General features: G+C 67.3%; 26 protein-coding genes. 6 read left to right on the top strand and 20 right to left on the bottom strand.

All coding sequences use genetic code 11. The features are described from left to right. Window positions 1-10 precede the first annotated feature (10 nt). Window positions 11-1,933, bottom strand: coding sequence for an ABC transporter ATP-binding protein (locus tag VI340_RS11155; RefSeq protein ID WP_008312387.1), 1,923 nt, complete (start codon window positions 1,931-1,933; stop codon window positions 11-13). Between the two features lie 69 nt (window positions 1,934-2,002). Further along, entirely contained in the window at window positions 2,003-2,800 is a 798-nt protein-coding gene (locus VI340_RS11150; RefSeq protein WP_336358353.1) for a DUF429 domain-containing protein, read from the bottom strand. 105 nt (window positions 2,801-2,905) lie between these two features. On the opposite strand from VI340_RS11150, the gene VI340_RS11145 reads away from it, so the two are divergent. Both VI340_RS11145 and VI340_RS11140 read left to right on the top strand, forming a co-directional pair. Next, the gene (locus VI340_RS11145; protein WP_004517194.1) at window positions 2,906-3,064 is read left to right on the top strand and encodes a DUF7559 family protein; all 159 of its coding nucleotides are present in this window, start codon (window positions 2,906-2,908) and stop codon (window positions 3,062-3,064) included. Continuing rightward, the gene (locus VI340_RS11140; protein WP_008312389.1) at window positions 3,061-3,585 is read left to right on the top strand and encodes an Hsp20/alpha crystallin family protein; all 525 of its coding nucleotides are present in this window, start codon (window positions 3,061-3,063) and stop codon (window positions 3,583-3,585) included. The genes VI340_RS11145 and VI340_RS11140 overlap by 4 nt, the downstream gene beginning before the upstream one ends. 30 nt (window positions 3,586-3,615) lie before the next feature. On the opposite strand, the gene VI340_RS11135 is transcribed toward VI340_RS11140, so the two are convergent. The 5 genes from VI340_RS11135 to VI340_RS11115 form a co-directional block, all read right to left on the bottom strand. Beyond that, window positions 3,616-4,719, bottom strand: a complete 1,104-nt coding sequence (locus VI340_RS11135) for an NAD(P)/FAD-dependent oxidoreductase (RefSeq protein ID WP_336358352.1) — start codon at window positions 4,717-4,719, stop codon at window positions 3,616-3,618. Next, a complete protein-coding gene (locus VI340_RS11130) occupies window positions 4,720-5,505 on the bottom strand; it encodes a DUF7388 family protein (protein WP_049943065.1) in 786 nt (261 codons plus the stop codon). It abuts the gene before it with no gap. A gap of 70 nt (window positions 5,506-5,575) precedes the next feature. Beyond that, the gene (locus tag VI340_RS11125) at window positions 5,576-6,196 is read right to left on the bottom strand and encodes an NUDIX hydrolase (protein ID WP_008312395.1); all 621 of its coding nucleotides are present in this window, start codon (window positions 6,194-6,196) and stop codon (window positions 5,576-5,578) included. 89 nt (window positions 6,197-6,285) lie between these two features. Then, window positions 6,286-6,756 (bottom strand): DUF7109 family protein, encoded by a 471-nt coding sequence (locus tag VI340_RS11120; RefSeq protein ID WP_008312398.1) that lies wholly within the window; start codon window positions 6,754-6,756, stop codon window positions 6,286-6,288. A 32-nt stretch (window positions 6,757-6,788) separates the two neighbouring features. Further along, window positions 6,789-7,925: an MFS transporter gene (locus VI340_RS11115; protein ID WP_008312400.1), complete on the bottom strand. Its 1,137-nt coding sequence runs from the start codon at window positions 7,923-7,925 to the stop codon at window positions 6,789-6,791. A gap of 119 nt (window positions 7,926-8,044) precedes the next feature. Between VI340_RS11115 and VI340_RS11110 the strand changes: the two genes are divergently transcribed. Further along, window positions 8,045-8,215: an HVO_0758 family zinc finger protein gene (locus tag VI340_RS11110; protein ID WP_004517187.1), complete on the top strand. Its 171-nt coding sequence runs from the start codon at window positions 8,045-8,047 to the stop codon at window positions 8,213-8,215. Here the strand turns inward: VI340_RS11110 and VI340_RS11105 are convergent, their stop codons facing one another. The 13 genes from VI340_RS11105 to VI340_RS11045 all read right to left on the bottom strand — a co-directional run bounded on the left by VI340_RS11105 (window position 8,216) and on the right by VI340_RS11045 (window position 21,492). After that, window positions 8,216-9,301, bottom strand: coding sequence for an aldo/keto reductase (locus VI340_RS11105; RefSeq protein WP_336329037.1), 1,086 nt, complete (start codon window positions 9,299-9,301; stop codon window positions 8,216-8,218). It abuts the gene before it with no gap. Between the two features lie 72 nt (window positions 9,302-9,373). Then, window positions 9,374-10,558 carry a DHH family phosphoesterase gene (locus VI340_RS11100; RefSeq protein ID WP_008312405.1) on the bottom strand — a complete coding sequence of 395 codons (1,185 nt, stop codon included), beginning with the start codon at window positions 10,556-10,558 and terminating at the stop codon, window positions 9,374-9,376. Between the two features lie 49 nt (window positions 10,559-10,607). Continuing rightward, complete coding sequence (locus tag VI340_RS11095; RefSeq protein ID WP_008312407.1) at window positions 10,608-11,498, bottom strand: SDR family oxidoreductase; 891 nt, start codon at window positions 11,496-11,498, stop codon at window positions 10,608-10,610. Continuing rightward, a complete protein-coding gene (locus VI340_RS11090) occupies window positions 11,495-11,923 on the bottom strand; it encodes a DUF5791 family protein (protein ID WP_008312409.1) in 429 nt (142 codons plus the stop codon). The genes VI340_RS11095 and VI340_RS11090 overlap by 4 nt, the downstream gene beginning before the upstream one ends. 50 nt (window positions 11,924-11,973) lie before the next feature. After that, entirely contained in the window at window positions 11,974-14,976 is a 3,003-nt protein-coding gene (locus VI340_RS11085) for a DUF7286 family protein (protein WP_336358351.1), read from the bottom strand. Then, entirely contained in the window at window positions 14,964-15,836 is an 873-nt protein-coding gene (locus tag VI340_RS11080) for a DUF7284 family protein (RefSeq protein WP_336358350.1), read from the bottom strand. The genes VI340_RS11085 and VI340_RS11080 overlap by 13 nt, the downstream gene beginning before the upstream one ends. After that, entirely contained in the window at window positions 15,833-16,228 is a 396-nt protein-coding gene (locus tag VI340_RS11075) for a DUF7285 family protein (protein ID WP_008312415.1), read from the bottom strand. The genes VI340_RS11080 and VI340_RS11075 overlap by 4 nt, the downstream gene beginning before the upstream one ends. After that, window positions 16,209-16,670 carry a DUF7283 family protein gene (locus VI340_RS11070; RefSeq protein ID WP_008312417.1) on the bottom strand — a complete coding sequence of 154 codons (462 nt, stop codon included), beginning with the start codon at window positions 16,668-16,670 and terminating at the stop codon, window positions 16,209-16,211. Before VI340_RS11070 ends, VI340_RS11075 begins: the two co-directional genes overlap by 20 nt. Before the next feature lie 34 nt (window positions 16,671-16,704). Further along, window positions 16,705-18,450: a type II secretion system F family protein gene (locus VI340_RS11065; RefSeq protein ID WP_336358349.1), complete on the bottom strand. Its 1,746-nt coding sequence runs from the start codon at window positions 18,448-18,450 to the stop codon at window positions 16,705-16,707. Next, window positions 18,447-20,306, bottom strand: coding sequence for an ATPase, T2SS/T4P/T4SS family (locus VI340_RS11060; protein WP_336358348.1), 1,860 nt, complete (start codon window positions 20,304-20,306; stop codon window positions 18,447-18,449). The genes VI340_RS11065 and VI340_RS11060 overlap by 4 nt, the downstream gene beginning before the upstream one ends. Further along, the gene (locus VI340_RS11055) at window positions 20,299-20,772 is read right to left on the bottom strand and encodes a DUF7311 family protein (RefSeq protein WP_336358347.1); all 474 of its coding nucleotides are present in this window, start codon (window positions 20,770-20,772) and stop codon (window positions 20,299-20,301) included. The genes VI340_RS11060 and VI340_RS11055 overlap by 8 nt, the downstream gene beginning before the upstream one ends. Beyond that, complete coding sequence (locus VI340_RS11050; protein WP_336358346.1) at window positions 20,769-21,278, bottom strand: DUF7310 family coiled-coil domain-containing protein; 510 nt, start codon at window positions 21,276-21,278, stop codon at window positions 20,769-20,771. The genes VI340_RS11055 and VI340_RS11050 overlap by 4 nt, the downstream gene beginning before the upstream one ends. 91 nt (window positions 21,279-21,369) lie before the next feature. Continuing rightward, the gene (locus VI340_RS11045; protein WP_336358345.1) at window positions 21,370-21,492 is read right to left on the bottom strand and encodes a hypothetical protein; all 123 of its coding nucleotides are present in this window, start codon (window positions 21,490-21,492) and stop codon (window positions 21,370-21,372) included. Window positions 21,493-21,683: 191 nt separating this feature from the next. Between VI340_RS11045 and VI340_RS11040 the strand changes: the two genes are divergently transcribed. From VI340_RS11040 to rad50, 3 genes are all read left to right on the top strand, one after another. Beyond that, window positions 21,684-22,052, top strand: coding sequence for a hypothetical protein (locus VI340_RS11040; RefSeq protein ID WP_336358344.1), 369 nt, complete (start codon window positions 21,684-21,686; stop codon window positions 22,050-22,052). Window positions 22,053-22,136: 84 nt separating this feature from the next. Then, the gene (gene mre11, locus VI340_RS11035; RefSeq protein ID WP_008312432.1) at window positions 22,137-23,393 is read left to right on the top strand and encodes a DNA double-strand break repair protein Mre11; all 1,257 of its coding nucleotides are present in this window, start codon (window positions 22,137-22,139) and stop codon (window positions 23,391-23,393) included. Between the two features lie 13 nt (window positions 23,394-23,406). Further along, a complete protein-coding gene (gene rad50, locus VI340_RS11030) occupies window positions 23,407-26,082 on the top strand; it encodes a DNA double-strand break repair ATPase Rad50 (RefSeq protein WP_336358343.1) in 2,676 nt (891 codons plus the stop codon).

Here is a 26,082-nt window from a genome sequence, read left to right as displayed (position 1 = left end):
AGACGCAGTCTCAGTCGTCGGCGCTGACCGTTCGGTCGTCGGCCTGGGCGTGCCAGAGATCGGCGTAATCGCCGTCGGCCGCGAGCAGGTCATTGTGAGTACCCCGTTCGACGATTTCCCCGTCGTCCATCACGACGATGCGGTCCGCGTCCTGAATCGTCGAGAGGCGGTGGGCGATGACGAAGGCGGTGCGGTCCGCGACCAGTTGCTCGATGCTTTCCTGAATCCGGTCTTCCGTCTCCGTGTCCACGTCGCTGGTCGCCTCGTCGAAGATGATGATTTCGGGGTCGTTCAGCAGAGCGCGGGCGATGGCGACCCGCTGGCGCTGGCCGCCCGAGAGTTTGATGCCCCGCTCGCCGATCTGCGTGTCGTACCCATCCGGCAAGTCTTGAATGAATTCGTGGGCCTGTGCGGCCTTCGCCGCGTCGCGGACGCGGTCGCGTGCGGTCTCCCAGCCGACCCCTTCGGTCTCCTCGTCCGACTGTTCGGCGTCGAGTACCTCGCGGTCGCCGTAGGCGATGTTCTCGGCGACCGTCCCCGAGAACAGGTACGGCTGTTGTTCGACGATGGCGATTTCGCCCCTGAGGCTCTGGAGGCCGTACTCGCGTACGTCGACGCCGTCGACGCTCACCGCGCCAGCATCCACGTCGTGGAACCGCGGCACTAATTTCAGCAGCGTGGATTTGCCGGCGCCGGTCGCACCGGCCAGCCCGATGGTCGCGCCGTCGGGCACGTCCAGCGACACGTCGCGGACGACCGGCGGTTCGTCGCCGTAGCCGAAGGTCACGTCGTCGAACGCGACCGACCCGTCGATGCTGTCGGGTTCGTACGGGTCCGCGGGGTCGGTGACTTCGGGGTCCTGACCCAGCAGCCCGAACACGCGCTCGGCGCTGGACTTGGCGAGCTGGTACTTGTTCGCTGACCGCCCGATTCGGCGCATCGGCGAGTACAGCCGGCGGATATACAGGAAGAACAGGGCAAACGCCCCGGTCGACAGCGCCGCTTCGCTCTCGGGAGCCGTGATGAAGTCCATCCCGGCGACGTACAGAATCAGGACGAACGCGATACCAGTAAGCAGTCGCAGGCCGGCGAAAAAGGCCCGGCGGATGCGCAGGGCGGCCACCTTCTGGTCGTGATACTCCTGGCTCTGGTCGGTCACCCGCTTGCGCTCGAAGTCGTAGCGGTCGAACGCCTTGATGACTGGCGCGCCGCTGAGGTTGTTCTCTAACCGGGTGTTGAGCCGGGACACTGTCTGGCGGATGGAGCGGTATTTCGGCTCGATCCAGGTGAGGAAGAAGCCGCTGGCGATGCCGATGAGTGGCACCGGGCCGAGCGCGATGAGCGCCAGTTTCGGAGAGTACCGGTAGAGGATGACCGCGATACCACCGACGGTGGCCACCACCCGAATCATCTGGCGGAACTCCGTGTTGAGAAACGACTCCAGCCGGTTGATGTCGCTGTTGAGTATCGACATCATCCCGCCGGTCTGGTGGTTCGCAAAGAAGGACAGCGAGAGGTGTTGCAGGTGGTCGTAGGTGTCGTTCCGGAGGTCCCGCTGTATCTTCTGGGCGCTCGACTGGAGGAGATATCTGGAGGCGAATCGGGTTGCCGACCGAAGGAGATAGGCGATAGCCGCGATGGCGACCAGCCGCTGGAGGAACGCGATACGGGCGGCTTCGCCCGTGATTTGGCCGGGCGGCAACAGGCCGGCATCCGTCAGCAGCCCCGGTTCGCCGCTGCTGAGGACGACGCGGTCGATGGCCGCGGCGACGATTATCGGCGGCACAAGGCGGGCGAACCGGGTACAGAACGCCGCCAGAATGCCGACAAGCAGACGGAGCCAGTAGGGCGTAGCGTAGCCGACGAGATTGACCATCGGGTGGCCGTCGACGTTCTCGCGGACGCCCTCGAAGCCGCCCTGGTCGTCAGGCATAGACGCTAGTTGGTCCGGAAACTGATATATGCCGGGCTTCGACCCGGAGACGGTGACTTCACTGCGTCGTCAGACGAAGATACAGCCTTCACTTTCGGGACCCGAGGCGGGCGGTCTGGCACCGTCGGCCAGCCGGCCCGCCGAAACCACGGCGGCCAACGAGTCCAGCGCGTCGTGGTTCCCGAGGTAGGTGTCGCGATGTTCGCCGACAGTGACGCTACAGGCTTCGACCGCCGCGACGTTTGCCTCTCGACGCTGTCGTGGGTTGTCGACGTTCTTGTACCCCTCGCGGTAGCAGCCCAGCCAGCCGAACGTCGCGGCGGGGTACACCTCCGCGACCAGCGTGTCGGCGTCCCAGCCCTGCATCGGCACGACGGCTGTCGCGTCGTCGTCTCGCAGTTTTCCGAGCACGTCCCGGACCCCGTAGAAGGTCATGCTTCGGGTCCGATTCGTGTAGGGACACAGTGCGCCGCGGCGGAAATCCGTCTCCCGGCGCAGGTCCCGGTTGCCGGTCGCCATCTCCCCGGTGTGCCGGCACGCCTCTGAGAGCGACCCCGGGTCGGTCGGCCCGCTGCCGCTTGCGAGCCAGTCGACGAAGCCCGACCAGGTCCCGCCACACTGCGCGTCAAGGAGCGCCTGGGGCAGGCTGAACGGGAAATCCAGTCCGACCGTCCCCACCTCGGCATCTGTGATGCGGTCGACGAGGCCAGCGTGGGCTGTCTCACGGTCCCGACCCCACTCGTCTGTCCCGCGGTAGCACCGCTGAATCTGCAGCCCGTCTCCCGTCGGTATCGCCTCGGTGACCCAGAGCGCGTCGCCAGCGGTCGCTGCGCCGCTGAAATCCGCCCCGAGGACGCGTTCACTCATACACCCGAGTACGCCGGTGACGGTATCAATGTTGGGACTGGCACGAACGGGGTGGCCCCTTCCCCGTCCGTAAGGGGTTTGTCCCCGACGGACCAACGGAATAGTATGCCAGCCACTATGGAGGTCGTCTGCACGGACGACAGCTGCGAACTCGACATGTTCGAGATGCACTACACGTACGATATGCCGGACGATGTCGAACTCGCGGCGTTCTCCTGTCCGTACTGTGGCGGGACGGACTGCCTCGACGAAGTGGAACTATGATGCGGGACATCGGCTCCTCGATCAGCGACGCGATCTTCGAGAACATCGGTCGAGCCGCCGGCCGGGTCCAGGAGAACAAGCCGCTGGCCTCGGACCTGCTGGAGTCGGACGACGCCTACCTCGTCGTCTTCGACGCGCCCGGCACGACGGCGTCGGACATCCAGGTCCGGTACGTCGACGACCGCGTGGAGGTCCGCATCGACCGCTTCCGTGACTTCTACGAGGGCTTCGAGATGCGCTACCCCGGCCGCGGGCTCGCGCTCGACGGGAGCGTCACTCTTCCGAGCGACGCCGCTGTCGACCCGGAGACGGCGCAGGCGACGCTCAAGAGCAACGGCACGCTCCACGTTCGCGTCCCGAAGGCCGAGACCGACCACGACGAGGACGAGGCAACGGATGTCGGCGTCGAAAGCGACGACAGCGAGACGGCCGAGGACAACGAAGCGGATGCAGACGGCGAACCAGCCGACGGTCAAGACGTGACCGAAGCAGCCGACGAGGGCGAAGACGACGACGCCTGATCGGAGCGTATACACTTTTTCACAGCGCATTCACTCGTCCCAGTCACGCGTCGGGTCGTCCAGCGCGGCGAACTCTTCGGAGCCGTCGAAACGCGTCGGGTCGACCCGCTTGGGCAGGTGTTCCGAGAGGGGATTCGGGCGATTGAGAACGTCTGCGGCGAGATAGTCGCCCATCGCCGGCGCGCGCATGAGCCCGTGGCCCTGCCAGCCGGTCGCCACCCAGAGCCCGTCGACGACCCGCCCGGCAAGCGGCGCGCCGTCCGGCGTCGCCGTACACAGGCCGGCCCAGGCCCGGTCGCACGTCGGATTGAGCGCCGCCGCCTGCTCGACGCGGTCGAGGCTCCGGCTGACGAACTCGGCGTCAGCCTCCGGGTCCCAGTCCGTCGGGTCGACCTCGTGTGCGCCGTCGCCGACCAGCAGCGCGTCGGCTTTCGGCCGCCAGTAGAACTCCTGCGTCGCGTCGTAGAACGACGGCAGGGCGGCGTCGACCGGCTCGGTTACGAGCGCCTGTGCCCGGTAGGCCTTCAACGCGAGCGAGACGCCGACAGCAGCGACGAGTGGCTTCGTCTGCGGGCCGGCCGCAACGATCACTGCGTCGAACGTCCGCGTCTCGTCCGGCGTTTCGACGGTCGTCGGCGACGCGAGGGAGACTGGGGTTCCCGTCTCGATATTTGCCCCGTCCGCCCGGGCCTGCTCCGCGAGCGTCGCCACCACCGCGTCCGGGTCGAGTACGCCAGCATCTCGGGCGAGGCCGGCCACTTCGATACCACTGATGTCCAGCGCGGGGTAGCGGTCGCCGAGTTCCGCTGGCGTGAGCGCCTCGACTGCCACACCGTTTCGCCGCATCCCCGCGATCTGCTCGCGGACGGCCGTGGCGTCGCTCTCGTCGCGCGCGACCCAGACGTAGGGCTGTGGCTCGAACAGGTTTAGGTCGCGGTAGCGAGCGAGCGCGTCCGCGGCGACGGCCGCGTCCACGTCGTCTGCGAACGCGTCGTAGCAGAGGCCGGCCGCGCGGCCGCTTGCACCGCTTCCCAATCCGTCGCGTTCGAACACCGTCACTGACGCGCCGCGGCGAACCAGTGCCGCTGCGGTCGACAGGCCGACGGCCCCGCCGCCGACGACGGCGACGTTCATTTACGAGAGGAAGGGGTCGAGTCCACGCGCCGGATAGCCGACAATCGTGTCGACACCGATGTCGTGGAGTCGCTCGGTTCGCTCGGCGACTGTCTCGACGGAGCCGACGAGCGCGTAGTCGCGGATGGCCTGTTTGAGTACGTCTCTGGCCCGCCCCGTCGCTCGGCTGTCCGTCGGTGCGCCATCGGGCAGTGCGTTCCGAACCGGGCCGCGCCGGGCCGCGTAGTCGCCGACGGCGTCCAGCATCGCGTCCTCGCTGTTCGAGAGCACGAGCGGGGCGTAGACGGCAATCGATCCCTCGAAGCCGGCCGTCCGGAGCGTCCGCACGTCGCGGGCCGTCGTCCGGGAGAGGAGTTCGTACTGCGTGCCCCCGACCGCCAGCGCGAGACGTTCGATGCCCTCGGTGCCGACCCAGGGGTCGCTGGCGTCGTCGACGGCCGCCCGCAACCGTGGTGCGACGGCCCGTTCGGCCTCGTCCTCCGAGAGATATGCGCTGTGGCCGGCGACCAGTACGTGTCCCGCACCTGCCGGCAGCGCGTCGAACCCGCTGTCGTCGCCCAGCGGATCGAAGCCGTCGGCCCGGACTGGCGCGGTGACGCGTACGTCGGCGGTCGACGCCAGTCGTTCGATAGTGTCCGTCTCCGGGACGTGAGCCGCCCCCTCGTAATCGATTGCGAGCGTCTCGATGTCGAGGCCCGTCGCTCGGGACACGTCCACTTCTGTCGGCTTGAGCGCCACCGCGTCGATGCCGGCGACCGCCAGTGTCGCACCGGTAAGCGTGGTCATCCAGTACGCGATCAACGTCTCGGGGTCGCAAAATCCTGTCGCTCTCGGCCCTACCACAACCCACTCTGTGTCACTCTGCTTCGTCGCGCACGCTCGGCGGGAGGTCGTCGTCCGGCTCCATGTAGCGGTCCGGCTCGGGCGGCATCCGCCAGTCGGTTGCGAGTTCGAGCAACTGGACGAGCATCCGCGCCGTCGCGCCCCAGACGGTGTAGCCGTCGACGTAGAAGAAGTGGAGCCGTATCTCGCCGTAGTGAGGGTGGTCGCGGTGCTCTGACTCGTAGTTGTCTAAGTCGGTCAGCTCCGATACCGGCAGGGTGACGATCTCCGCGACTTCCTCGTCCGAGGGCAGATAGTCGCGGTCCGGGATCCGGCCGACGAACGGGCGCACGGAGTAGCGCGTGATGGTCCTGATGTCGTCCAGCCGGCCGACGACGTTGACCGCCAGCGGGTCGAGGCCGATCTCCTCGTTGGCCTCCCGGAGCGCGGTCCGCAGCAGGTCCTCGTCTTCGGGTTCGCGGCCGCCGCCGGGGAACGACATCTGTCCGGGGTGGTCAGACAGGTGGTCAGCGCGTTTCGTGAACAGTATCGCCTCGCCCTCGGGTCGCGTGACGACCGGGGCGATGACGGCGGCCTCCTGTGGCTCGTCGTCCACGACGACTGGCTCGTGGGCCGCGACCCGGTCGAACTGCATAGCATACCGTAGGTGACCGAGCGTCTTAATTCGGGTGGCTCACTCCTGCGAACTAACCGATTTAATCGTGCAGAACACGGGTACCGAAATCACACGTCGTCCAGACGGTCGCGGAGGCCGTCCATCTCCACGCTCTCCCAGGCTTCGATATCGTAGCTCACGTCGAGCAGTGTCTCGACGCGGTCCTCGTCGCTGTTCTTGACGGCCATCACCGCGTCCTCTCGAAAGCGGGCCTTGACGGCCTCGACGACGGCGTCGCGTGCGGGATCGCGGGCCGGCACATCCATGATGTGTGGGAGATCGGCAGCGCCGTCGGGCAGCGCCGGGAACGCGACGGGGCCGACCACAAGCAGCGTCTCGTCGGTGTCGGCGGCGTGGTCGTCGACGGCGACGAGGTGATACGAGTCGATAGCGTCGTCGATGGCCGCCGCGACCGCGTCCGGGTCGGCGTCGACGCCCTGCTTGAAGGCGAGTTCGCCGCAGGCGTCGACGAGTTCCGCTCTGGTGAGCGAGCCGAAGAGGTCGACGACGCCAGCCAGCTCGTCCGGTGGCAGGTCCATACAGGTGACGCGGCACCGAGCGGCTTCAGCCTTTAGGCTCGGGCCGCGCTCGGCAGCCGACCGTCGAGGTGCAGCGACACCATCGCAACGAGGACGACGAGCAACGCGATTCCCATGCCGCGAAGCAGCGTCGGAAACGTGACGCCGGCGTCCAGCAGTCGGCCGACGAGCGCGCTCCCGGGGGCCTGCATCACCATCATTCCCGCGCCGTAGGTGGCGTAGGCGCTCGCGCGGTGGCGGTCCGGGAGCGAGCCGAGCAGGTACGCGTCCACCGCCGGGAAGATGCTGTGGATGACGTAGCCGACGACGACGCTGAACGCGGCCAGCGACCAGAATCCGGTCAGTGACGGGAGCACCAGCACACAGCCGGTAAAGGCGGCCAGAATTGTCAGAAGGTACGGAATCGACGGGAGGCGGTCGGCCAGGCGGCCGCTGACGTAGAAGGCCGGTACGCCGGCGCCGAACGCGAGCAACAGCAGCGTCCGGCCCGAGCCCGCGGACAGCCCGACGCTCGTGGCGTAGGTGACGTAGAAGTTGAACAGCCCGTTCCAGACCATCCCCGCGACGCCGATGGTGGCGACGCTGGTGACGATGATATGCCACTGGGCACGCGCCGCGCCGAGGAGGTCGCGGTCTTCGCTCCCAGCGTCGGGGAGTTGCGAGCGTCTCGCGATGAGCGTGAACGCGATGGTCACCAGTCCCGCGGCGACCGCTATCCCCTGCAACGCGGTTCGCCACGTCCCGACGATGAGCACGAACGAGATCAGCGCCGGCGCGCCGACGGCGGCGAGTTGGGAAGCGACGCCGTGTTGTCCGAGCGCGCGGCCGGGCCGCTCCGGGTACAGCTCGCTGACCAGCGTGTTCGCCGCGGTCAGATAGACGCCACTGGCAAGCCCCATGGTGAACGCGCCGACGAGCAACAGCGTCGGGTCGAACGCGAGCGCGGTGAACGTCGTCCCGAGCGTCAACACGACACCGGAGCCGAAGATGACCTTCGCCCGCGATATCCGGGTCAGCAGAACGCCGGTGGGCAGCCGAGGGAGGGCGCTCCCGGCCCAGGCCATCGTTGCGAGCAGTCCGAGCGTCGCGTCGGACGCCCCCGTCGTCGCCCGAATCGGCTCGATAAGTGGTGCAAAGACGACTCTGGCGAGGTTGATGCAGAACACCATCCCCAACAGCGAGCCGAAGACGCGGCGACGAGACACGACCGGTTATAGATCGGAAGCCATGAACAACGTTCCGGAACGCCGCCACGGGGTTTTTACACGCGGGTAGCACACTGGCAGGTATGGACTCAGTGAGGAAGGCCCTCCGGGCCGGCGACGTCGAGAAGGACAACTACGGACGGCTCTCGTGTACCAGTTGTGACGAGCCGCTCGCGACGGAGAACGACCCGGACGAGGTCGGGAAAGTGCGCGTCTGCCCCGAGTGCGACGGCAAGTGGAAGGAACTCAGCTAGCTACTCGAAGACGGCGTCGAACGCGTCCGCACCGAGCGGTTCGTACCGACCGGCATCGACGTTCTCTTCGGCGTGCTCGACCGAGCCCGTGCCGACCAGCGAGCAGGTCACGCCCGGCGCGCTGCGTGCGAAGTTGATGGCGCGCTGTGCGCTCGTCTCGCCAGAGAGCTTCGCCGCTACCTCGTCCGGGACCGCTGTGGCTAGCTGTCCCTGCATGATTGATGCGCTGGTGAACACGTCCAGCCCGGCCTCGTGAGCGAACCACAGCGCCGACTGCGGCCCCTCCGCGCCGTCGTGGGATTCGACGGTGAACGCGTCGGCCATCGCGACGTTGAACGGCAATTGAATCGCACGGAGATGCGTCGCCGCGTTGCCGACCGTCTCGGCCGCGGCGCGTGCGCGCTCGACGATCTCGGGAAGCGAGAGGTAGCTGTCGTGGTCGGCGGCCACGCGGAACGCCTCCCACGTCGCGACACCGTAGTGCTCGATGTCGCCGGCTGCAGCGCGCTCCTCCAGTTGCTCGAAGGTCGCCTCTAGCTGGTCGTACACCGCTTCACGGGACTTGGACTTCAGTTGCGTCTCCGGATTGTGGACGTAGTAGAGGTCGATGGTGTCCAGCCCCAGATTCGTGAGCGAGCGGTCGACCTGGTCGTCGATGTAGTCCGGCGCGATGCAGTGCTGGCCGGCAACGAGGTCGTCGCGGTCGACGATGCCGGTGTCGAGGTACTCCGACTGGACGAACGCGCCGGGGTCCGCCGGGCGCTCTCCGTCGAACGGGACGAACCCTCCTTTCGTCGCAACGGCAATCGCATCGCGGTCCACCTCGGCGTCCGCGACGGCGTCGCCGACGACCCGCTCGGAGCGCTGGTGACGGTAGTTTATCGCCGTGTCGACGACGTTGATGCCGGATTCGAGCGCCGTGACGATGGCGTCATGGTAGCTCGCGTCCCGCTCGTCGGTCGGATCGCCGAGGTACGTTCCGATACCGATGCTGGAGACGACGCCGTCGCCGAACCGCCGGTAGAACGTGCGCGCGAACTCGTCGTGGTCGTCCCGGTACGCCCAGGTCGCCTCCCGTGTGGCCATACCGGGTGTTGGTCGGGCAGTGACAAAAGGACAGAGATTCACTGGAGTCGGCGACAGCGCAGGAGTCGCCTGTTACAGTTCGCCGCTCATGGCATCGAACACCCGTTCGCGGAAGTCTTCCCGGGAGACGCCGTCGCTCGGGCCGAGGCCGGCCATGTGCTCGACCGGGACCTTGCCGCCGCCCATCCGAGCGTGGCCGCCGCCCTCGGCCATTGGGATATCGTCGACGACGGCCTCTATCGCCCGGCCGATGTGGACGCGGTCGTCCCGCGAGCGCCCGGCGATGCGCATGGTCCCCTCCTTCTCGCCGACGACGACGACCGCCGAGACGCCCTCTAACGTCTCTAGTTCGTCCGCCGCCTGCGGAATCGCGTCCGTGTTCGATACCTCGCCCACATCGCTGAACGCGTAGGGCGCTCGCACCTCTCGTTTCCCGATAGCCCGGGATTTCACGTCGAGCACTTCCGCGTCGACCTGGGGGTTCGCGATGCGGTTGAGCAGGTCGCTGTCCATCCCATCGTAGAGGTACGCGGCAGCCGCGAAGTCCTCGGACTTACACCCGTTGGTCAGCGACCGGGTGTCCGACTGGATACCGTACATCAGCCCCGTTGCCAGCGCACAGGGGACAGTTTCTGCCGGTGCCGCGTCGATATCGATACCCCCGTTCCCCTGTGTGTCGCTGAACTCGAACTCCAACTGATTGAAGTAGCTCGCGAAGATGGTCGCACAGGCCCCGTAATCGGACCGGATGTCCGTGAACTCGTCCCCGCTGCCGTTTCCGGGATGGTGGTCGATGACGGCGACCGGTTCTATCTCTTCGGCACCGGGGAAGCCGCGTGCCGTGTTGTGGTCGACGAGGACGACCGCCTCGCCGTCGATGTCGTCGGCAGTCTCGATGTGGTCGAAATCCAGATCCAGCACCGTCTGGAAGGCCCGGTTTTCCGGGCGGCGTATCTCCCCGGGGTACAGCAACGACGCTGACGTATCAGTGCCGGCGACGAGCTGGTTGACGGCCAGGGCAGAGGCCATCGCGTCCGGGTCCGGGTTCGGGTGCATCAACACCGCGATCCGGTCGTAGCCGGTCAGCGTCCGACGCAGTCGCTCGCCGGGCGTTCGGCTGAGATACCGACGCAACCAGATGCCGGCACCGAGGAGGGCGAGAAGGACCACAGCGACACCAGCGACCAGCAGGGGATTCTCGCTAGCGAACGCCGCGGCGGCGTCGATCTGGAGTCCGCCGGCGGCAACGCGTGTCATACCACGCTGTTCGCCAGCCTATCAGTAATAAAGTTCGCCCCCGATACCGTCAATTTTGCCGGTAGTTTCGGACGGCGTCGCGGTACCCTTCCCGGAACGTCGGGTACTCGAATTCGTAGCCCAGTTCCCGGAGACGGTCGTTCGAACACCGCTTGCTCGTCTGGATGCGGCGCTTCGCCGTCTCTGAGAGGCTGTCGTCGGCCAGCCGTTCCGCTGTCGTCTGTTTCGGCGGGAACGGGACGTCGCACTGTTCGGCCAGCCAGTCGGCGAACGCCCACTTCTCGACGGGTTCGTCGTCGACGACCAGGACGACCTCCTCACGGTGGTCTTCCGTCAGCAGGTGGCGCACGGCCCCGGTCGCGTCGGCCCGGTGGACCATATTCAGGTAGCCGGCCGTCACCGGTCCCTCCAGGTACCGCTCCAGTCGGTAGCGCTCCGGGCCGTACAGGCCAGCGAAGCGAGCGACTGCGCCGTGGCCGCCGTGTTCCACGGGGCGCTCGCGCGCCACGCGCTCTGCTTCGGCCAGTACCTCGGTCTTCTCGGTCTGTGGGTCCAGTGCCGTCTCCTCGTCGACCCACGCGCCGTCGTGGTCGCCGTAGACGCCTGTGCTTGAGGTGTACACCAGCCGCTCGGGCGGGTCGGCCCGAGACCAGAAGTGGTCGATAGCCGTCCGGAGTCCTTCGACGTACACCTCGCGGGCGGCCTCGGCTCCGCGGCCGCCGGAACTCGCGGCGAAGACGAGCCAGTCGGCGTCCGGCACCGCGGCCAGCGACTCGGGGTCGGTCACGTCGGCCCGGACGGCCTCGAAACCGGCGTCCTCGATAGCTTCGATACCGCCGGCGGACCGGCGAACGCCGACGACTTCATGATCGTCCTGTAACTGCCGTCCGAGTTCGAGGCCGACGTAGCCACAGCCCAGAATGGCGACGCGCTCCGTCACCGCTTCTCCCCCTCGATGTGGCTGTGCAGGAGGGCGTACTCGGCCAGTGTTATCGGGTAGCGACCCTCGATTTTCTGCTGGATCTCTTTCGGCTCCAGTTCGTCGTCGATGCCGGAGGCCAGCGATTCGACATCCATTACAGCCGTCGTCATCCCCATCAGAAGGATGTCCTGGGCTTCGGCCTGTAGCGCGTCGGCGTCCGGCCGGTTCGGTCCGGTCGCCAGCACAGCGACCGCCTCATCGAGCGTTCGGTCGCCGATATCGCCGTCCGCAAACGCTGTCACCGTCGTCCGGTCGAGACCGGTCTCGGCGGCGATTTCCTCGACGCCGACTGTCTCGACTGTCTCGGCCAGCACGGTGCCGTAGGCCGCCAGTAACTCATCGGGTGACTGCTCGCCCGCATCAGGAAACTCGCCTCGGAGCATGGCCGTCGGTATGGCCCCGGGGTATTTCACTTCGGTTATGCGGCCCGGGGTCAGGCACCTGCGTCCGGCCACCCGCTCGATTTCTCCACGGCGGTCCCGCCCTTGTCACCGACCCCGCGCGGCTTGGGCGGCACCACGACGACGACGCCCGTCTCGGCTCTGAACGAGACGCGGTCGGCGGTACCCAGTCGCTCGACCGCTCCATCGCCGTCCACGTCGAGCGTGACGTTGTGCCCGTCACGCGCATAGGTGGTCCGTGCGCCTGGCTCGCTCGGCGGGCCGTGACTCGCAGAGACGGCGAGCCTGGCGTACTCGCCCTCGACGGTCACCCACCAGATGTTCGCCGTCGCGTACCAGGGGGTGACTGGCGGGGCCAGCGGGAGGCCAGCCGGCAGTTTGTCCGTCCCGAGCCGCTTCGTCGCGATTTGTTGAGCCTTCTTTTTGCCGGCATCAGCCAGCGCTCTGCGCAGTTCGTCTTTCGCAACGGACCGCACCGCCGAGGCCGTCCCGTTCGTCGACCCCAGCGTCGGTCTGGTCGCTGGCGTGTCGACCGAGAGCAGCGTCAGGCGAAGGCGGTCGCGTTCGACCCGCGTGAGGTTCAGCCGGGCACCGGCGACGTGGGCGACCCGTTCCTGCGCGGAGCCGTTGGTCAGCGCCAGCGCTCGGGCCGCCGATGTGTCCCATGGCGACAGCGCTTCAGTGACAATGGCCTTGCTCTCGTCCTGTTCAGCTTCGGTGTGCTGGGAGACTGCCAGCCAGAGCGTCGTCGTCAGCTCCTCGTTGGCCGCTTCGACCTCCCGCTGGAGCGCGTCGCGTTCCGCGGTGAGCGTGGCGTTCGACCCGTTTTCGAGGGTTTCGTTGGCGGCTGCGAGTGCGTTCGCTGCCGTTGCAAGGCGCACCCTATCGCCACCCTCGAACGCACCGCCAACGACGGCGTCGGCGGCGTCGCCGTAGGGGACCGTGAACACGTTCGCGTTCCGCGCCACCAGCGGATGCTCGCTCCCGTCCAGCGCGCGATACCGACTCTCGTCTAGTTCGGCCAGCGTCAGATACGGCGTCTGCGTATCGATCCGCGTCCTGACGGGGCCGGCCGGACCGACCGGGACCGGGCGTGACCGTGGAATACGCGTTTCACGGGCGGTTAGCCCTTTTCGGAGGGCACGCAGCGACCCTTCGGTGCGTTCCGTTAGCTGTGCGTCGACTTGCTTCCGGTTACTGTCCCGAGCCGAGGCCTGCCTATCTAGCTCCGCCAACACTGCATTCAGATAGGTCAGCCGGGCCGCCACGCCTGCCTTCTGGGCCGTGCTGTCGTAGGTGTCCGGCACGGCCGCGAGGCGGGCACGGCGTTGCGCGATCCGCCCTCTGAGTTCCTTCGGGGGATTCGTCTCGAAGGTCCCGACGCGTCCGCGCTCGACGGTGACCGACGTGTTGCGGATCGCCGCTCGAAGGCCCATCAGGTCCCGGTACACCCAGTCGTGCAGTTCTGGCGGGTGGTCGGCCGTCACCGTCGCCGCCGTCCGGCCCAGGCTGTCGTCGACGACTCGCTCGGCAGTTTCGTCTCGACCCCCGGCGTGGCCGACGAGCGTGTCCATCGCCTTCGGCTCCACGTCGGCGAGGTTCGACCCGTTCAACGGGCTTGCGCTGGCGTCGTGTGCGGTCCGAATCGAGCGGTTCGGTGCCACTGAACGGCCGTGATGGCGGCCGACGACGGCGACGGTCACGCGATAGCGCGCGGTGCTCGACGCAGTCGTGCGCCGACGTACTGACCCGTTCTGCCAGACGGCGGTCCGCGTGTACTGTCGCTCGACGGTCCGGCTGAACGTCTCCAATCTGTGCCAGCCGTCCGGCGTCGCAACACCCCCGCTGGCGTTCCCGACTGCCTCTGTAGCGGTAGTCGTCCGGTCGGCGACTAGTGTCCACTCGCTGCCCGGCGAGGCCGGCTTCCCCGGCGGCCCCCCGCCCAGTCGGTGCTCGTCGACTTCCAGCGCTACCTCGACGGTGTACGCGTCTTCGAGCGTTTCGTTGAGCGCCGACGGCTCGGTGACGGACCGGAACGCGGTGTCGGCCGTCTCGTTGACGCCGATGGTCATCGAATCCTCCGGGCTCGGACTGGCCGTGGATTTCGGGCGCGGCGGCGTCTCGCTGACTGGTTTGTACTCGGTCTGGTCGAGTACGTCGCTGGAGACAGCGGTTCCCTTGCTTCCCCGAATTATATCTTCGATTCCCGTCATCGCTGTCGCCTCCGTCAAGGCACGACGACCGGCGGGGTCGCTCCGGCCGAAGGTCGACCGCTGGACGCCGAGCAGTGCGCCGTTCGTCGCCAGCGAGACGTGCCGGTTCGCGACGACGTTCTCGATGCCTGCGCCGCCGTACTGGGCGTAGCCTCTCGCCCACGCCATCGGGTACAGACGCGCTGTCATCCGCTGGCTCAGGCCCGGCTTGTCCAGACCGTTGTTCAGCCGCGTCTGGTAGGTCGATACCTGCTCATGGAGCATGAGCGCCTGGTTCGGGACGACGACGGTCGGCGAAACCCGCCGCGTCGAGACCACTGCGCCGTTGCGCCGAACCGTCAGGACGACATTCTCGACCGTCGCCCGCATCGCGGTCTCGTTTGGCCCGGCGCGTTCGACCGAGACGCGACGTTTCGCAGCCCGGAGGTTGCTGGCGTTAGAAACCGTCGGCAAACTGGCGGTCACGGTCACGTCACCGCTTCGGCCGGTGACGCTCCCCAGTCGGTCCGCAACCCGGAGATAGGCGCGTATTCTGAGCGAGTCCCGGAACGCCGTCGAGTCGTTCAGCACCCGGCCAGTGGGCGTATCGGCCGGCGTGACGACCGGGTTCGCGGCCGCCTGCCGGCCAGCCGTCGAGACGCCGTCCCGCACGGCGACCTGCGTCTCTGCCGTGGCCTGATTCAGCGCCCGCTCGACGGCTGTTTCGCTCGGGGCCGGCTCGGTGACGAACGTCGGGGCCAGCGTGAGGCTGCTCACCAGGAGGAGGACGCCGAGCAACGCGAACGGGATCCGGCCGCGGGTGTCGTCTCTCACGGGGACCACGTCCTGACAGTTACGCGGACACGGCTCACTCGAACGGCGCGGGCGGCGTCCGCTGGCGCGTCGTACCGCGACCGCATATCGGTCTGAAGCCGGGCGGCGAGCGCCGCGGTCAGGTCGCGGTTCATTTCTGTCGTCGATTGCTTCTCAACGGCAACGCTCGCCCCCGTCAGGTCGGCCATACGCTCGTACCGCGCGGCCAGCAGCACGTCCGAGGGGTAGTCGCCACGGAGAGCATACCGCGACTGTGTCGGCGGGAACAGCCCGTCGACGACGCTCCGAGCCACGACCGTCGCCACGCCATCGTAGCCGTTTGTCTTCGCCGCTTCGCGGGCCGGCTCCGAGACGTTCTCCATCCCGCTCGGGACTGTTACCGTCGCCGCTCGAACGTCCACGCTGTCAGGGGGCCGGTCGCCGACGCGGTACTCGCCGCTGACTGGCGCACTGGGATACGGTGCCCAGGTGACGCGGACGGACGTTCGATGCCCACGGCTGTGGAGTCTGTCACGCGTCGCCACAGCGACTCGGGACTCGAAGTCCGCGCCGGCGCTCGATACCCGCTCGCCGTCCACGGTGACACCGCTCATCGCCGCCTCACCGAGCAGTTCCGCGACGGTCCCGTGACTCGTCCGCTCCCGCCGCGTAGCGTTGTCGGGTGGCGTACGACGATCTGACGGAGGGACGACCAGATCATACTCGACGCTCGCGGTGCTCGTCGCCAGTGTCGACGCTTGCTCGGCCGCGGGGTTCGTGGTCGCCGCCGGCTTCTCGACTCCCACGCCGCTCACGAGAGTCCCCGCGGCCGCACCGACGAGCAGGAGAAACACCGTCACGTCGGCGACGGCGCTCATGGCTCGGGTCATCGCCACACCCGAACGGTGAGCGTTCCCCGGCGGACTGCCCCCGGCCCGACCCGCACGCTCACCGTTCTGGTTTCGGTGTCAGCGTTGCTCGGTGACTTCCGGCCACTGCTCCATCGCTCGCCGGTCGTCGCCGTGATGGTCGCGTTCCCGTGGTAGTTCGCCGGAACCGTATCGAGCGCGCTGTTGAGTCTTCCGGGCCGGACGACGCCGGCCGACGAGAGCCGCTGTTCCACAGCATCGGCGGTCGGGGTGGCGATATTGCGGTCGTCGTCGAGCGTTCCGAACGCTTCGTCTACCACGCCAGCGTACAGCGCCACGCCGAGCGTGACGGCGAAGACAGCGACGAGCGCGGCCAGCGGCTCCGTCGTCGCTCTATCCGACGATGGCGACATCGGTCCCTCCCCAGGCGACGTGCCTGACCGTCAGTCGCTCGGGGGCCGGTCGCCACGTCGTGTCCGTGTTCCGCGCCTTGCGGACCTCCTGACTGAACGCTTCTGGTGAGTCGTACACCGCCTTCGGCCGCTCCCCGTTCACCACTGCCTGTAGCCGGTCGGTCCGCGCCGGGACAGCCGCTCGGATCAGTCGTGCCGTGGCTGTCCCGCCGTCGTTGCGGAGGTTGATTTCGCGACCGTCGAACGCCCACTCTGCAGCGGCGAGGCGTCGATGTGCGACGGATCCGGGCGGACTTGTTGTGACCTCATCGATAGTCGCAGCCGTCGCCGTCGCGTCCGGCGGTGCGGTCGTCGGGAGACCGACAACAACTCCGAGGACGGCCACGCTCACCGTCCCCAGGCCGACCCAGAGGTACAGCGTATCGACGTGCGTCTCGAACATGGAACGGCCTGGCCGCGTTCTCCGATTTAAAACCTCAGACCAGCAGCCCGGTGGCAACGACGGCAACGAAGAAGGTGGCCGTGGCCGACAGGAGCGCCAGACCGGTTCGGTAGCCGACGAGCGCGCGGTCGAGTCCGCGGTGCAGGCCCGTCGACAGCGCCGTCAACAGGACAGCCAGAACGAGGACGTACCAGCCGACGACCGGCCCCAGCACCGCGCTCGGAACGGTGGCGAACTGCTCGCCGCCGACCATCGAGCCAGCCAGCGCGACGGTCGCACCGCCGATCAGCGGCCCGAACAGCCCGGCGGTGTTCGACAGCGTTTCGGTTATCTGCGAGAGGTCGCGACGCGTCTCGCGCTCGATGGCCCGGAGCGCGTCCAGATGTTCTCCCATCGTCGTCACGGACTCCCCCGCCGGTGGCCCGATTGTTGCGGCCGTATCCAGCAGGGTCGCCACTCGACGAGCCCGACGGCTCGGAACGTCAGCGAGTGCACCGCCAGGGCCGAGAAATGCCTCCTCGACGCTGGTTCCGAGGTGCTCCTGTCGGGCGGCGGCGGCTTCGATGACGCCGCTGGTGGGTTCGGGAGCCTCGTCGACAGCCTCGACGAGCGCGGCTTCGACTGACTGGCCGCGGTCCAGCCGTCGACCGACGGCAGACAGCGCGTCGGGGAGACCCGCTTCGATGTCGGTGACGCGGTCGCGGACCTCAGCGATGGGTCGGTAGTAGCTGACGAGCGCGCTCCCGGCACCGGTCCCGAGCGCCCCGATAGGCGACGCCCACGCAGCGACGAGCGCGCCGGCAAGGTGCCACCCCCCGATTCCGGCGACGATGCCGCACGCGACCGATGGAAGTGCCGACGCCGGCACGTCCGGGTGGCTTCGCGGGATTGTCGCTGGCGGGAACGCGACCGGTCGCCGGCCCAGGAGCCAGCAACAGGCGACCAACAGTGCGCCGGGAAAGACCACGCCGTAGGTCCCGACCAGCACAGGGGCGGTCACTGGCACACCCGCGGCAGCGGCGGCGGGCAGCAAGGACGCCATCGCCAGCGGCAGGAGGACACCGAACGCGTACAGACCGGTCGCCGGACCTCGGAGTGAGGCCGCGAAGGCCGCCATTTCGTCGCGCGTCCCGTCGAGGATGCATTGCCGTGCGCGTTCGAGGACCTCGGGGCGCTCCTCGGTCGGGGCCAGCGTCGCGTTCTCGACCAGCCCGACAGCGCGTTCGAGCGCTGGGAACCGGCTACCCCATGACGCCGCGAACGTTCCCAGACCGCTCCGTGGCGTGCCCGCGGCTCGCTGTCGATGGTGTTGCAGCCGTGTGGCGAGCAGGCCGTTTCCGGCCCGTCCGGCGAACGCCGCCGCCCGCTCGGCGCTGGGCCACAGCGTCGCGCCGAGCACCAGTGTCGTTACGAGCGACGGCGCGGTCCCCAGCGCTCGAATCCGCTTTGCTTCGGCGGCGAACGGCACGCCGTACCGTCCCAGCGCCGCGACGCTCAGGGACAGGGCGAGGAGTCCGAGGCTGACAGTCGTCGCCAGCAGTCCGGTCACCGTCACAGCGGCGACCAGTGCGAGCAGGGAGCCACACACCGCAACGGCGTAGCTCGCCGTCAGTAGTGCCTCAGGCGGGGCCGAAACCGAGAGCAGCCGACACGCTCGCCGGTAGTCGTCTGGTACCTCGATAGTGCCAGGAGAGGCCGCACCGACTGCGGTTGTGGGCGGTGCGGCTGGTGCTGTGCTCGCGTTGTCGTTGTCGCCGTCTGAACCGCTGGCGTGGCTCACGGCTGGACCTCGTCTGTGGGTGGCTCGTTCCCGCGTGTCTCGACAGCCACTGACTCCTCGAATCGTTCGGTTCGCGCCTCGACAGCGTCGAGTACCTCGGCGTAGGACTCGCCGGGTGCGGCGAGTGACTCCACCAGACGGCTGCTGCCCCGCTCTAAGCGACCGGTGGCTGTCGCCGTCGCTCCGTCGCGCTCGTAGAGCATCTCGAAAGAAACGTCGTCGTCGTGGGAGACGATCTCCGCGACAGATGCGATACCGCGGCCGTGTTCCGACGCGGGCGGAGCCAGCGTCACCACGAGGTCCGTCGCAGCGAACGACTGCACCGGGACGCCGAGGTCCGACACCAGCCGTTCCCGAACCGCTTCGGGGCCGTTGCCGTGAATCGTCCCGAGGACGGCCCCGTCGCCGCCACCGACACGCATCGCCTCGTAGAGAACGCTGGCCTCCTCGCCGCGGACCTCCCCAACGGCGAGCGCGCCCTCGCCGAGCCGGAGCGCGGTCCGCAGGGCCTCCGAGGCGTCGACCGACGGCCCCTCTCCGCGGGCGGTCCGAAGCGCCTGCACGTCCCGCCCGTCGGACTGCAGGGACGACGCCGGAAGTTCGGGCGTGTCCTCGATAAGGATAGTCCGGACCTCGTAGGGGAGTTCCCAGAGCAACGCCCCGAGCGTCGTCGTCTTGCCCGCGCCGCGGGGGCCGGCGACGAGACAGGCCCCGCCGCGCTCCGCGGCGACGGAGAGCAGCCCGGCGACGGCTGTCGGCATCGTCCCGTTGTCGACGAAGTCGGCCAGCCGCCACACGTCGCTGTCATGGGCGCGAAAGGCGAAGGCGAGGCCGTCACTGACCGGTTCGCTCACACCGGCGACGCGAATCTGTCGGTCAGCCACCGTCGCCGTCGCATCGAGCGTCGGGCTCGCTCGCGAGAACGCCCGGCCGCTCGACCGTCTGAACGTCGACGCCAGCGTGTTCGCGCCCGCCGGCGTCAGGCGGACATTCGTCCGCATCGTCTCGCTGTCACAACGCACTCGGAGCCGGGTGTCACTCACTGGGGCTGTCGCGAACACGTCGGACACCCGCTGATCGGCGAAGATATCTTCCAGAATCCCGAGCCCGCCCGTGTGTTTCTCCAGCACGGCACCGACAGCGGTTGCCGTCGTACTGTCGCCGGCCACCGCGGTAGCTGCGTCGTACGGGTGACAGTCGCCGTCGGCGGCAGCGGTGGCGACTCGCTCGTACGCTTCGACGAGCGTCTCCATCGTATCCACGTCGAACCGCTGTTCGCGGGGCTCGATATGATACATCGGCAGGTGGTCGCTGCGCGTGTCGTATCGCCGAACGACGGCCTCTGTCGGGAGCGTTTGCTGGTCCCGGAGAGCCGCAGCCGCCGGCGGCGCTGCGCCGACGCGGGCGTCGCTAATCGTTGGCCCAGTGTATGCAGTGAGCGCCTGCTCGCTGGTATCGAAGCCTTCTGTGGCGACCGCCAACCCGGTCTCCGCTGCCAGGTCAGCGACCGGCCCCGCTCGACCGACTGCCTCCGCGGCGGCAGCGACGGGGTCCCGGCGAGCGCGGTCTGCGAGGCGGTCGTCCAGCGAGGCGACTCTGGTCGCGAACCGGCCAGCCGCGGTGAGTACCGCCGCCGCCCGGTCGACGTACACTCGCTCCTGTCCTGCTTGCTCCGTGACGACGGTATCGATACCGGTCGACGAGAGCGAATCGACGACCGTCGCCCGGCAGTCAGCCGACGCGGCGAGGTCGCCACCGCCCGGACACTGATCCGCCGTCACCACCAGCCGCTCACCCTCGATTGCCGTTTCACAGCGGCAGTCCGACGCCGATGACCCGAAGAGCCACTCACGCATGGTCGTTCCTCGCCGCGGCTTCGGACTTAAACCGATGGACCCTCAGCACCCGCTGGCTGTCCGACCGCGTCAAGACGAACACGAGTCGATGTGTACCGGGTTCGTCGAGCCGGTCGGTCGACGCCGTCGTTCGGATCGGGATACCGACCAGCCGCTCGGTCCGCTTCCGTGACTCGACTGTCCAGGTCGCGACGCCAACACCGGCCCGCTCGGCGAACTGCAGTCGACTGACGCCGGCGTTCGTGTAGCTCCGCGGGGGGAGTCGTATCTCCACTGCACGCCGCGCGTCGCCGTTCGCCGTCGCGTCGTCAGTCTCGACTAAAGTGGTCAATTCGGCCCCCAGTTCGTCCAGTTGACGCTCCATGGCACCACTGGCTGCGTCTGCTCGGGCCGTCGATAGCGCTGGCGCTGTTGCACCGACAAGTGCGGTCATGACCGCGACGGCGAGAACCAGCCGGTGTATCACAGCAGCGCACGGATACGTCCGATAACGCCCGCGTCAGTGGTCTCGTCGTCGGGATCACCGCCGTCGGTGATGGCGGAGAAATCGGTCGGTTCCTCGGTCGTGGCGTTCGTTTCTCTGTGCTCGCCGCTATCCGACAAGCCTGGATGGCCTTGTACTGTCTCCGCCCGTAACTGGTCGGTCCCCGCCGCTGATGGGTCAGATGCCGACGACGACAGTGCTTCGTCGAGTCGGACTTCCAGTCGGTCGGTCGCCGCCAGCGCCGCGTCGGCGCGTTGCTCGACATCTTCGTTGACCGCGCGGATGTTCCCCACGTAGCCGCGGAGGGCCTGCGTGGCGGCTTCGATCTCCGCCGTCCGCTCGTCGATGTCGTCGATACGCTGCTCGATGGTGTCCACGCGGCTCTCCAACTCAGCGAGTTCCGTCACCTCCGGGAACTCCGTCGTTCCGTCCGTGACCGCGCGTTCGACCGTGCGGAGCCGTTCGGCCAGCGTCTCGATATCTGTCATGCCCGGCCCTGGTCGCGTGTTGGTATTTGAACGCTCGGACGGGGAGCTGCGGGAAGCGTACCGGCTGCTGCCAGCAAGTGCTCGTCCCGCCTCACCCGCCGAGGATGAACAGCGCGAGGACGACGGAGATGAGCAGGGTTGCCAGAATCAGTAGCGCGACGATTGTGACCGAGGAGAGCGCGCGGTCGTCGGAGCGGAGTGTGCGTAGAGACATTGTGGAGGCCATCCGACAGTGGATTTTCGTCCTGTACCACCGGGACTGGGCTGTTAGTTCTATCGAACCGGTTACGTCACCAAACTGTACGCTTTTTCAATCGGTTCGAGTTGAACGGGTGTCTCGAGCGCGCCATCAACTGACCCGGAGCCAGCAAACGTTTATTTCGGATGCCGTGGCCACGCCGTTCTATGGCCGATAGCGACCAGGTGAAAGCGGCACTCGCGGCACTCGCTGACGGGGAGGGCGACAACAGCGACGACGGAGGCGGAGCGTTGCGAGTAGCCGACGGAGAGGACGGCTGTAGCACAGGCCGGATTGGCACCCGCGATACAGGCGGCGACGCCGACTACCGGACAGTCATCGAGCGAGCGACCGAGGCGACCGACGACTTAGACGAGGCGGTCGCCTTCGTCGAGACGTTCGGCGTCGGGCGACTCGAAGCGGCCGTCGCACAGGCCGAACACGAAGTGAGCGGGCTGGCCGACGAGGGGCGGGCGACTCTGCGAGCGTTCCGGCGATACCGCGACGCCGCGGCGGGGCCCAGCGATGGGTCGTAGCCACCGGGCCGACCGCATCGTGGTCGACCACTTTCACTGCGGTCACGATACCCCTTTAGGTGGCGCTGGCTTACAGGTGGGCAAATGACACGGGTGATACACACCGGCGATACCCACGTCGGGTATCAGCAGTACAACGTCCCCGACCGACGGGACGACTTCCTCGATGCGTTCCGGCAGGTGGTCCGAGACGCCATCGCGGACGACGCGGACGCCGTCGTCCACGCCGGTGACCTGTTCCACGACCGCCGCCCGGCGCTGGCTGATATCATGGGCACGCTGACCGTTCTCGAAGAACTCTCCGAAGCCGGTATTCCGTTTCTTGCCGTTGTGGGTAACCACGAGGCAAAACGCGACGCCCAGTGGCTCGACCTGTACGAGTCACTCGGTCTGGCGACGCGGCTCGACGACGAGCCGACCGTCATCGGCGACACCGCCTTCTACGGGCTCGATTTCGTGCCCCGGTCACAGCGCGAGGACCTCGACTACGACTTCGCCTCCCACGACGCCGACAGCGCCGCACTGGTCACTCACGGCCTGTTCCAGCCCTTCGACTACGGCGACTGGGACGCCGAACAAATTCTGACCGAGTCGTCGGTGACCTTCGACGCGATGTTGCTCGGCGACAACCACGACCCCGGTAAACAGCAAATCGAGGACACCTGGGTCACATACTGTGGATCGACCGAGCGCGCGAGCGCGAGCGAGCGAGAGGACCGCGGCTACAACATCGTCACCTTCGACGACGAGGTCCGTATCACCCGCCGCGGCCTCGACACCCGCGAGTTCGTCTTCGTCGACGTGGACCTCGGGCCCGAGGAGGGCGTCGAACGGGTTCGGAGTCGCGTCGGCCAGCACGACCTGGAGGACGCCGTCGTCATCGTCTCGATCAGTGGCGACGGCGACCCAGTGACCCCAGCCAGCGTCGAATCGTTCGCACTTGACCGAGGGGCACTCGTGGCTCGCGTCACCGACCACCGGGAAATCACGGCCGAGGACCACGAAACGGATATCAGCTTCGCCGACCCCGACGACGCCGTCACAGAGCGCGTCCGCGACCTCGGCCTGAGCGAGGCCGCCTACGACATCGACGAGACGATTCGCGCCTCGAAGGTCGCCGATGCGAACGTCAAAGACGAGGTCGAACGACACGTTCGTGAACTGCTCTCCGAGGGTTCGGACGCCCTCGCAGCCGATACGGGGGCGGCCACGAGCGACGGAGCGCCCGAAACGGAAGCCAACGCAGGCACGGACGAGGACGACACTGACGACGGAGCGGCGGTGAACGAAGCCGACGGCACGGACACCGAGAGTCAGGCGAGCGTCGAGGAGTTCCTGTAATGGAGGGTCGACAATGAAATTCCAACGCGTCAAGCTATCTAATTTCAAGTGCTACGACGATGCAGACCTGCGACTGGACAGCGGCGTGACCGTCATCCACGGACTCAATGGGAGCGGAAAGTCCTCCCTGCTTGAGGCCTGTTTCTTCGCGCTGTACGGCTCGAAGGCGCTGGATGAGAATCTCGGTGATGTGGTCACTATCGGGGCCGATGACTGTACCGTCGAACTGTGGTTCTCCCACGCCGGTGGCGACTACCACCTCACTCGCCGGGTGCGTGCGACCGGGGCACAACCGACAACGGCCAAATGCGTGCTTGAGACGCCCGAAGGCAACTACGAAGGGGCGCGTGACGTGCGCCGACGCATTACGGAACTCCTTCGGATGGACAGCGAGGCGTTCGTCAACTGCGCCTACGTCCGCCAGGGCGAGGTGAACAAGCTCATCAACGCCTCGCCGGGCGACCGGCAGGACATGCTCGATGACCTCCTGCAACTGGGGAAACTGGAGGAGTACCGGGAGCGGGCCAGCGACGCCCGTGTCGGCGTCGGCCGCGTGCGCGATGACAAACAGGGGGCACTCTCACAACTCGACGAGCAGATTCAAGAGAAAGAGGAGAAAGAGCTCCACGAGCGCCTGAACAGTTTGGAAACGAAGGAGTCCAATCTACAGGTCGAAATCGAACACATCGAGGACCAGAAGGTCACCGCCGAGGAGACGCTCACGCAGGCCGAGTCCGTACTGGAAGAGTACGAGGAGAAACGCGAGGAGCTGTCGACCCTCGAAGCCGACATCGAGGAGTTAGAGACGACCATCACCGAGACGGAGACGGAACGTACCGAGCTCAAAGAGCAGATCAGCGACCTGCAGGACCGCCGGGAGTCGCTGCGGGAGGACCTCTCGGAAACGGTGGCCGAAACCGACCTCGACAGCGCAGAGCCGGACCCGGACACCGTCGACGCACGGCTCGACGAACTGCAGTCCCGCGACGACGACCTGCAGAGCCGGATCGAGGATCAGCGCGTCGACGCGAAAGAACACAGCAGCACGGCCGACGCGCTGGCCGAGAGCGCCGCGGACCTCGAATCCCGGGCCGAGGACAAACGCGAGGAAGCCGACGAACTCGAAGCCGATCTCGAAGCGGCGCGGGAGACCATCGCCGAGCGCCGCGAACAGATCAGCGACATCGACGACCAGATCGCCGACCTCGAAGCCAGATTCGAGGACGCGCCGACCGACCGCGACGGAGCGGACGCGCACAAGGAATCCGTCGCCAGCGACCTTGAGGACGCCCGTCAGCGAGTGACCGAGCTGGAGACGAAGCTAAAGAACGAGCGGGAGTCACTCGAAGAAGCCGAGGCGCTGCTGGAGGCCGGCAAGTGCCCCGAGTGCGGGCAGGACGTGGCCGAGTCGCCACACGTCGCCTCCATCGAGGACGACCGCGAGCGGATATCGGAGCTGGAGGCGACGCTTTCGGACGCCCGCGAGACGGTCGCGGAACTGGAATCGGAACACGAGACGGCGAGAGAACTGGTCGAGACCGCAGACGAACTGGCGACGCTTGCGAACAACCGCTCGAACATCGTCCAACTAGTCGAGGAGAAGGAGAACGGGCTGGACGCGGATCAGGAGCGCATCGAGACACTCCGCAAGGAAGCAGCGGACCACGAGTCCGAGGCCGAGACGAAACGCGAGAAAGCCGCCGAAGCCCGCGAGCAGGCGGAAGACTGCCGCTCGGTCGTCGCCGAGTGCAATCAGGAGCGCCAGCAGGTCAAGCAGTCAATCGAGCATCTGGAGCGGGTCGAAGACCTCCTTGGGAACATCGACGACTGCGACGACGACATCGAGCGCCTGCGCGAGAAGCGCAGTCAGCAAGCCGAACTGAACGACCAGCGCCGCGAACAGCTCGCGGAGAAGCGCGAGCGCAAGCAGGACCTCGCGGAGTCGTTCGACGAGGAGCGTATCGAAGAGGCTCGAAGCGAGAAGCAGCGCGCGAAAAAGTACATCGAACAGGCCGAGGAGACGCTGGCGGAGAAACGCGAGAAACGCAACGAACTGCAAAACGCCATCGGTGGTGTCACGAACGAAATCGAGGAGCTGGAGTCGCTACGGGAGCGTCGTGAAGACCTCGAAGCGACCCTCGAAAAACTGGACACGCTGTACGAGGAGACAGAGGAGCTTCAGGAGATGTACGGGGCGCTCCGGGCGGAACTGCGCCAGCGCAACGTCGAGACGCTCGAACGGATGCTCAATCAGACGTTCGACCTGGTGTACCAGAACGATTCGTACTCCCACATCGAACTCGACGGGCAGTACCAGCTCACGGTGTACCAGAAGGACGGCGAGCCCCTGGAGCCCGAACAGCTCTCCGGCGGCGAGCGGGCGCTGTTCAATCTCAGCCTCCGGTGTGCTATCTACCGCCTGCTCGCGGAGGGCATCGACGGGGCCGCGCCGATGCCGCCGCTCATCCTCGACGAGCCGACGGTGTTCCTGGATTCTGGCCACGTCACGCAACTGCTCGACCTCGTGGAGTACATGCGCGACGAGGTCGGCGTCGAGCAGATTCTCGTGGTTAGCCACGACGAAGAACTGGTCGGCGCGGCCGACGACCTCGTTCGCGTCGAGAAGGACGCCACGACCAACCGCTCGCGGGTCGAACAGGTCGAGGCGACGGTCGCAGAGCTGGCCTGA

The organism is Haloarcula sp. CGMCC 1.6347 (genome assembly GCF_037078395.1).
Lineage (GTDB): Archaea > Halobacteriota > Halobacteria > Halobacteriales > Haloarculaceae > Haloarcula > Haloarcula amylolytica.
Note: the sequence above shows the minus strand (reverse complement) of the source record. Positions and strands in the feature narration are given on the sequence as shown.